Source organism: Paraburkholderia caledonica (assembly GCF_000383275.1).
Taxonomy (GTDB): domain Bacteria; phylum Pseudomonadota; class Gammaproteobacteria; order Burkholderiales; family Burkholderiaceae; genus Paraburkholderia; species Paraburkholderia caledonica.
In genome coordinates this window covers 1-6,970 of record NZ_KB911061.1, presented here as the reverse complement: position 1 = coordinate 6,970, position 6,970 = coordinate 1, and the positions used below count along the sequence as shown (strand labels likewise).

General features: G+C 67.1%; 2 protein-coding genes. Both read right to left on the bottom strand.

Annotated elements, in window-relative coordinates:
* The coding region (locus tag H281_RS35305; RefSeq protein ID WP_020071589.1) for a condensation domain-containing protein at positions 1-2,129 on the bottom strand (2,129 nt) is incomplete at its 3' end.
* 65 nt (positions 2,130-2,194) lie between these two features.
* A partial coding sequence (locus H281_RS35300) for a non-ribosomal peptide synthetase (RefSeq protein WP_020071588.1) occupies positions 2,195-6,970 on the bottom strand: 4,776 nt, incomplete at its 5' end.

Sequence of the window (6,970 nt, the reverse complement as noted above, 5' to 3'; positions counted from 1 at the left end):
TGGCTCACGCCGACGCCTTTGGGCCGGCCAGTCGAGCCCGATGTGTAGAGCACGTAGGCGAGCTGGTCGGGATGAAGGGGGGCGTCGAGGAAGTGTGGTGCTGCTGCTGTCGCTGTTTCCGCGCTTGCGTCGTCATCCGGCCGAATCGCCAAGACGGCGTCTCCCACCTCAACCACCTCACACCCCGCCAGCACCGCCGCCACCTGCTTCGCGCTAGCGCTATCGGCCACCACCTCTACGATGCCCGCGTCGTCGATCATCTGCGCAAGGCGTGCTGACGGATACTCGGGATCGAGCGGCACGAACGCCCCACCCGAGCGGATGATCCCAAGCAGCGCCGCAACCAGCGCCGGGCCGCGTGCCACGCACAGCCCCACGCGACGCTCGGCGCCAACACCTCGCGCGACGAGCCGTGCAGCCAGCATCGCCGACCACGCGTCCAGTTCCGCATAGGTGAGCGATTTGTCCTCGCAGCGCAGCGCAATCGCATCCGGCGAACGCTTCGCCTGCGCCGCAAGCGCCATCCCGAGCGATTCGAACGCATAACGCTGCAACGGCGCTGCTTCATAACGCCCAGGCAGCGTCACTGATCCAACGCGTCGCGCGACGTCCTCGGCCATCTGATCCAAAATCGCTTCGTACTGCAATGCAATTCGCTCGACGGTGCTTGCATCGAACACATCCGCCGCATAGTTGAACATCAGGCGCAGGCCGTGCCCGTCGTCCACCACGTTCAGCACAAGATCGAAACGCGCCGTGTCCGTGCCGCCCGCCTCCGGCTCCGCGACGATTCCTGGCATCGCAACGGACGCGCTACTCGTCGCCTGCTCGAGGTTGAACATCACCTGAAACAGCGGCGAGCGACCGAGATCGCGTTCGATCCGCAATGCGTCGAGGATGCTGCCGAACGGCGCCGCCTGGTGCGCATGCGCTTCGAGCACACGTTCATGCAATCCAGCGAGCAGCGTGCCGAACGGCATGCGGCCGTCCACGTCGACGTCGATCACGAGCGTGTTGACGAAAAAGCCGATCAGCCCTTCCGTCTCGCTGCGCTGCCGTCCCGCCGACGGCACGCCGATCCGTACACCCGACTGCCCGTCATAGCGATACAGCAAGGCGGCATACGCGCCAAGCAGTACAGTGAAAAGCGTCGTGCGCTGCGCGCGCGCGACTTCGCGCAAGCGCCCGGCGAGCGCCGGGGCGACGTCGCGCCGCGCGCGTCCGCCTTCGATGCCCCGCACCGCAGCGCGCGGCCGGTTCAATGGTAGTTCGAGCGCGGGACGTTCGGTGCCGAGGCGCCGCGTCCAATACGCGAGGTCATCGACGAGCGCGCCGTCCTGCCATTCACGCTGCCATGCAGCGACGTCGCCAAAATGAATTTCGACGGGCGGCAGCGCGCGAGCCAGCGGCGCATCCTGGCCCGTGAGTGCCGCGCGATACAGCGCCGCGAGTTCGCGAACGAGCAATGACTGCGACCAGCCGTCGGACACGATGTGATGCGCGACGATCGAGAGCGCGTGACGCTCTGCCCCGATCGCGATGAGATCGACACGCAGCAGCGGCCCCTTCATCAGATTGAATGGTTCGCGAGAGGCGGCACGCAGCGTGTCGCGCAGTTGCGCGGCGTGTTCGAGCGCGTGTTCGCGCCACAGGTAGTGCGCGCCGTCACCGATGTGCTGGGCCACTACCCCGCGCGTCTCCACGAACCGCGTACGCAGTGCGCCATGGCGTGCGACGAGCGCATCGAATGCACGGCGCAATGCGGGCACATCGAGATGTCCCGTCAACCGCAGCGCACGCGACAGGTTGTACGCCGGGTTCTGCGGATCGAGTTTCCACAAGAACCACAGGCGCTCCTGCGCGGGCGCAAGGGGGTAAAGCGCGGAGCCGGGCGAAGAAGGAACGCCGTCCTCATCGTTCGCGTTGCCAGCCTCGCGCGACAACGGCACGATCGGCAGACGCGCGGGATCGATGCCCTGCTCGCTCGCCTTCTCGCGAAAACGACGCCGGCGCTCTGGCGATAGTGCCGCGTACTTGCGCGAAATCGCGAGCGCGTGGCTCGGCGCGTCACCGATGGCTGTGGAGGAATCCGGCGCTGCCGCCAGTTCGTTGCGGGTCGTGGTCTGCATGACGTTAGTCTGGTCAGTCTGAATAGGTAAGCGGGCGCGTCGCGCCCGCGCATGATGTTCGCTTCTCAATCCAGCGCATCGAACAGTCCATCGAGCGCCTGCAACTCATCGCTCGCGGTCTTTCCCGACGACACGTCGACCTGCGTGTTTCCATCCACAACGTCCGTAAGCAGTCGAGCCAACAGCCTCGGTGTAGGACTGTCGAACAGCGCCCCGAGCGCAACCTTTCGTCCGAGCTGTTCCGACAGCCGGGCTATCAATCGCACCGCCGCGAGCGAGTGGCCGCCGAGCACGAAGAAATCGTCGTCGGCGCCGACACGCGCAAGCCCCAGCACATCGCCAAACAGCCGCGCCGTCAGCACTTCGATTTCGCCCGATGGCTCCGCCCACTGCGCCTCGCGTTGCGGCGACACCTCGAACCGCGCGAGCGCGTTGCGATCAAGCTTGCCGTTCGCGGTGCGAGGCAGCCTGTCGATCTGGTAGAGCGCCGCGGGAACCATGTAGCCCGGCAGGCGCGCGGCAAGCGTCTGGCGCCAGTCTGCCGGTGCCGCGGATGATTGGCCCACCACATAGCCGACGAGCCGCGCTTCGACGTCACCTGCGCCCGGCACGAGCGCGACTGCGGCGTCGAGCACACCGTTGAAGTCGCGCAGCGCCGCCTCGATTTCGCCCAGTTCGATTCGATAACCGCGCAGCTTGACCTGCTGGTCGATCCGGCCAAGGCATTCGACCTCGCCGTCGGGCCGCTCGCGGCACAGGTCGCCTGTGCGGTACATCCGCGCACCCGGCGGCCCGTACGGATCAGGCACGAAGCGCTCGGCGGTGAGTCCGGCGCGACCCAGATAACCGCGCGCAAGATTGTCGCCGCCGATGCACAGTTCCCCGACGCCGCCTTGCAGCGTCAACTGGCCGCTCGCGTCGACGATGCGCAGCGCGTTCGCATGCAGCGCGCGACCAATCGTGACTGCTCCGCCTTGAGGCGCCCGCGCGCAAGTCGACCAGATCGTCGTTTCCGTCGGACCGTAGAGGTTCCACAAATCGACGCCGCGTTGCGCGAGTTGAACCGTCAGGTCTGCGGGCAACGGCTCGCCGCCGGCGATGCCGGTGAGTCGTCCACGCGACGCCCCGCGCCAACCCGATTCGATCAGCAGACGCCAGCCGCTAGGCGTTGCCTGCATGACGCTCGCACCGCTTTCATCGATAAGACGCGCGAGCGCAGCGCCGTCCGCGACCGTGGCGGCGTCGGCCATTTCGACGCAAGCGCCTTTCATGAGCGGCAGGCAGAATTCCAGCAGCGAAATGTCGAACGACGGTGTAGTGACTGACAATAGTACGTCATCCTTATCGATTCCCATGACGATGTCGACACTCGCGAGCAGCCTTGCCAGCGCGCCATGTGAAACCGCAACGCCCTTGGGTCGCCCTGTCGAACCTGACGTGTAGATCACGTAGGCGAGTTCCGAACCGGTGCATGGCAATACGGGTGGCGGCACTGTTGCCGCCTTGCCGACCACGGCGTTAGGGACACCCGGAGCTCCGACCTCTGCGCCAATCCCACCATTCACCACGACACGACCGTCGAGCGCGCTGCCGAGCCGCGCGCGCCCTTCTTCGTCCGCGATGACTCGCGTTATCCCCGCGTCGTCCAGCATGGCGACGAGGCGCTCGGCCGGGAACGACGGGTCGAGCGGCACATAAGCCGCGCCGCTGCGCCACACGCCGAGCATGCTGGCAATCAGCGCCGGCGAGCGGCGCATGCAGACGGCTACGCACTCCTCCCGCGCGACGCCGCTCGCACGCAAACGCGCGTCGATCGTCGCGGACCAACGGGCGAGCGTCGCGTAGTCGAACGCCTCGCCGTTTTGCCGGATGGCGATGCGATGCGGCATGCGCGCGGCCTCAGCCGCAAAGCGTTCGTGCCACGCGAGCGGCGCGGGTTCTGGCAACGGCTCGGCGTGCGGCGCACCTCGCCGCACCGCGAGTTCGCCGACGAAGCGCGGCGCGTGCTCGCCGTCGTCAGCGAGTTGATCGAGGAGCCCGAGATATTGCCGTTGCAACTGCTTGACCTGAGTACGCGTGAGCCGCCGGCTGTCCCACTGCCATTGCAGTTCGATGCGCGTCGCCGGCAGGATCGTCAGCGTCAGCGGATAGTGCGTGCGCTCGAACGAATCCACGCGCTCCACACGCAGCGCGTCGGTTGCCGCCGACGCCGCGCGAGCCGCAACCGGATAGTTCTCGAACACGATCAGGCTGTCGTACAACGCGTCGCCGCTGCGACCCGCCCACTGCTGCAGCGACGATAGCGGCGTATGCTCGACCTCACGCATTTGCATGTTGCAGGTCTGCAATTCATCGAGCCATGCCGGTATCGCCACCTCGCCGGGCACCGCTGCAAACACGGGCAAGCTATTGATAAACAGTCCGAACATTTCATCCGACCCAGCGAGAGATGCGGGCCGCCCCGACACCGTGACACCGAAGGCCACCGTCCGCTTGCCGCTCGCCCGCGCGAGCAGCACGGCCCACGCGCCCTGCATCAACGTGTTGAGCGTCACGCGATGCCGCTGCGCGGCGCGGCGGACTCGCGCATCGAGCGGCGCGTCCAGCTCGAGCGTGAGCTTGCGTGGCACGCTCGCCGCCTCGCTCGAATCTATGCCGAGCGGCGCGACAAGGCTGGCCGTGAGCGTGCCGGTATCGTCGGCGGCAGGGAGCCGCTCGCTCCACCAATCCCGTGGATCGGGTTGCACAGCGAGCCACTCGACATAGCGTCGGTACGATGGCGGCACGCCCGCGGCGGCTCGCGCGCCGTCGGTCGGGGAAACGCCCAACGCACGCTCGTAGTCGTCGAATACTTCGGCCAGCAGACGTGCGCCGCTCCAGCCGTCGGTCAGCACGTGGTGATGCGTGCGCACGAGGTCGAAGCGGCCATCCGGACGCCGGAACACGTTGACACGCATCAGCGGCGCGCGCGACGCATCGATGCCCGCAGCGATGTCCGCCGCGCGCCACGCGGCGAGGCGCGCGTCGTAGTCGTGTGCATCGCGCCAGTCGTGCACCGCAAACGGCAGCACGGCTTCGCGCTGCACGATCTGCAACGCCGCTTCGCCATGACGCCACTCGAAGCGCGTGCGCAACATGTCATGTCGGGCGATGGCGTCCTGCCAGGCGGCGCGCAAGGCGGCGGCGTCGAGGCGGCCGCCGAGCGTCAGCAGCAACTGGTTCACATAGACGCCCTCGCCCTGCTGCAACTCACTGTGATAGAGCAAGCCCTGCTGCAACGGCGTGGCCGGATAGATATCGGCGACGCCGCCAAGCGGCAGGCGCAGCGCGCGCAACTGTACCTGGTCGAGGCCCGACAACGGGAAATCCGATGCTGTCGCGCCCGGCGGTGCGGCGACGCAGTGCGCGATCAGTGCGTCGACGTGCTGATCGAAGGCCGCGACAATGCGCTCGACGCTTTCACGCGCGATGCGTGCCGGGTCGAAGCGCCAGCGTAGCAGCAGCGTGTCGCCGGTGACGATGCCGTTGAGGTCGAGCGCATAATCGACGCGCGCGCCGGGTCCGTGGCTGCTGCCTGCATCATCGGAGCTGAAGGTGAAGCGCGATGCCGCGTCGAACGACTGATCGAAGCGCCCGAGATAGTTGAAGCTGATCGCCGGACGCGGCCGCGCGCGGCTCGCGTCGAGCAGCCCCCAGTGCATCCCTTTGTGAGGCACGGCACGCACTCGCTCCTTGACCGCAACGAGGGCATCGCCCAGTGCTGCCGGGGCTCCTGGAAGCGCGACCGGGAAGCGCGTCGTGAACCAGCCGACCGTGCGGCTCAGGTCGGCACCGTCGATCACGTCTTCGCGGCCATGGCCTTCCAGTTCGACGGCAATTTCAGCCGCGCCGCTCCACGCGCCCAGCGCCTGCGCAAGCGCGGCGAGCAGCAATTCGTCGACGCGCGTGCGATAGGCGCGCGACGCGTTTTGCAGCAGATCGCGGGTGCGGCTTGCGTCGAGTGTCCAGTCGATGGTTTCGCTTCCGGCGACGCACGTGCCGGCGGGTGCACGCAACGGGAGTTCCGAAGCCTCATCGAGGACACTTAGCGCGTTCTGCCACCAACTGGCTTCGGACTTAACTACATCGGAGTGCGAATATTGATCGAGCGCGCGCACCCAGGCGCGCCATGACATGGACGTCGCCGGCAATGCGATGGGTTCGTCGCGTTCGGCCTGTTCGTAGGCGGTTTGCAGTTCTTCGAGGAGCACGCGCCAGGAGACGCCGTCCACCGCCAGGTGATGAATCGCGATCAGTACGCGCGTTTCGTCGAGCGTCTCGAAGTGGCCCACGCGCCAGATCGGGCCGTGTTCGATGCTCAGGCTCGACTGGATGCGGTCGCAGGCCGCTGTCAGCCCGGCAAGCGAGGCGAGGTGGTCGTGGTGGACTACCGTTGTGCTAGCTGAGTGTGATGGTTGTGAGGTCTGCGATGCTTGAGAGGCTTCAGACATTTGCGCGGACATCTCTGCCGTCCCCGCTGCTTTCACCGCCACCTGCTTCCACTCCCCTGCCTCCTTCACGAACCGCAGCCGCAACGCGTCATGCCGCGCCTCCAGCGCCGCCACCGCGCGCTCCAGCGCCGCCGGCACGAGCCGCCCTTTCACCTTCAGCAACACCGCCTGGTTCCAGTGCGATTCCCCTTGCGGATAGCGCTCGAAGAAGAGCCGCAGGATCGGCGTCAGTGGCAGCGCGACGCCGTCGTCGAATTCCTGTACTGCGCCCGCCTCCAGCCGCTGTGCGCGTTGCGCGAGGCCCGCGACCGTCGGATGCTCGAACACCTGCCGCGGCGTCAGCCGCCAGCC